Consider the following 1,774-nt stretch of genomic DNA (forward strand, 5'->3'; position numbering starts at 1 on the left):
AACTGGCAGTTTGGGAAACCGCAAGAAATAGAAATCAAAAAGGTGTTGACTGGCAATTTACGACCGCTGAAGCAAGAACCAAATTAAAGCGGCTTTATCCACAGTTTAAGAGTTAACAAACTACTAGGTGCTGGAGTTGATGCTAATTTAATCATGTCATTTATTGATTTTACCACTTCATCAGAACAATATATCCATGATTTATATTGTTCATCAAAAAATTGCCTTTTTAGCTCTGCAGAGGTGGTATTACCGACAAATCCTTTAAGTAAAATTAATAACTTTGTGTATTTCTCTTCTTTGAATTTAAATATTGCTTCATTTCTTTTTGATTTTACTGTAAAATAATAAGTCAAGTATGAGCCAAAGATACCAGATAGAATTGGCACAACTATTAACAAAACATCTTTAATACCCATATTTCATTTCTCCTAAACATTTCTTTTGCTGGAGACCACTTTATTTTTAATATTTGCTCCCCTTCTTCTATTAGACAATCTAATTCCGCAATAATTTCAATTTTATTCATTTCTGCAATAGTCCTCCAAGCTAATATATTATATTTTCTTATGTTTGTAATAATATATAATTAATATTTTGGTTCCGGTAACCATACATTATTTATCTTGATAACATACTACCAACAGGCAGATAGACAATCCCCTCTTGTGCAGCTTTATCTATTTTGGCTCGGATTACCTCCCGGAGATCTATTCTACCTTCAAGAATATGTATTAAATCTTCACCAGAAAAAAATAAGATGTTTGTTTTGTTTCCCTCAAATGCCTTAATAACCTCTTCTCTAAATCCATTAATTGAGACAAAAATCCCACGTGTGCTTTCTAGTTTAGTGTCAACTTTTCTTTTAAAACCACCTATTTCATTTTCATTTGGCTGATCTTTTCGCCATTTTGCTTCAACGAGATAATCAAAGCCCTCAAATTTAAAATATCCATCAATTTGCTGTGTATTAGTTTTATAAGATTTTCTATATTCAAGGTCAAATAAAGGAAATAATCGCTCCAGAATATCCTCTAAGGAATATCCAGCTGCCTGCCTATTATCAGATATAAGATTTTGAAGAAAATTTGATTTTAAATCTTTGAGTTTTTCCGCTCTATCTATGATAATTCTTGCTTTTTCTACGGCAATATTTTTTCTCTGCTTCGTGTCTCTCTTCAGTTCTTCAAATTCAAACTTATTTTCTATTGCAAGTTGTTTTAACTTTCTAAGGTTATCGAGTCCAGCATTAGGATTTGGTGCTGCCTTATCTGGTATGTTTCTAAATTTACATAGTTCAGTTAAAATCCGTCTTTGTAACAAGTAACCATTTTCAAGATCATCCAAATCATTAAGAAGATTTCTAGCCCACACAAATTTAGGTAAATCACGATACTTAGAAGCCAATTGTCTATTTATTCCACAACTAACGAAAAATGATTCTACATTATCCTTAAAATGGAAACATGTCCCAATACATTGAATAATTTGAGTGCTTATATCGTATGGTAGAGCCAAATCATTACCCCCCAATAAATGAGCTTAAACATTATAAACCTTACCGTATAAATTACCAGCCACACGATGAGGCAATTTTATGAACATAAGTTGTTACTAACATATTACCACAATCGGTAAGTATTGACATCCTGTTTCCGCTAGCCTAAAATGGCCGAAAGCTGACGGTATTGCCTGTCCGGAACTTGCTGGATATAATGACCATATTACAGCAAAGGAAAAAGGATGTCTCCGTTGTGCATGATCTGTTAGCGCA

General features: G+C 32.7%; 3 protein-coding genes. All 3 read right to left on the reverse strand.

The window, feature by feature from the left end:
* Positions 1-83: 83 nt before the first annotated feature.
* The 3 genes from L9W92_RS18555 to L9W92_RS18560 all read right to left on the reverse strand — a co-directional run bounded on the left by L9W92_RS18555 (position 84) and on the right by L9W92_RS18560 (position 1,518).
* Positions 84-419 carry a hypothetical protein gene (locus tag L9W92_RS18555; RefSeq protein ID WP_240085221.1) on the reverse strand — a complete coding sequence of 112 codons (336 nt, stop codon included), beginning with the start codon at positions 417-419 and terminating at the stop codon, positions 84-86.
* Complete coding sequence (locus L9W92_RS19100; RefSeq protein WP_282442423.1) at positions 395-529, reverse strand: hypothetical protein; 135 nt, start codon at positions 527-529, stop codon at positions 395-397. The genes L9W92_RS18555 and L9W92_RS19100 overlap by 25 nt, the downstream gene beginning before the upstream one ends.
* 92 nt (positions 530-621) lie before the next feature.
* Positions 622-1,518 carry a restriction endonuclease gene (locus tag L9W92_RS18560; RefSeq protein WP_240085222.1) on the reverse strand — a complete coding sequence of 299 codons (897 nt, stop codon included), beginning with the start codon at positions 1,516-1,518 and terminating at the stop codon, positions 622-624.
* Positions 1,519-1,774: the final 256 nt, after the last annotated feature.

Origin of the sequence: Pelotomaculum terephthalicicum JT (assembly GCF_022410535.1) — a bacterium.
GTDB classification, from domain to species: domain Bacteria; phylum Bacillota; class Desulfotomaculia; order Desulfotomaculales; family Pelotomaculaceae; genus Pelotomaculum_D; species Pelotomaculum_D terephthalicicum.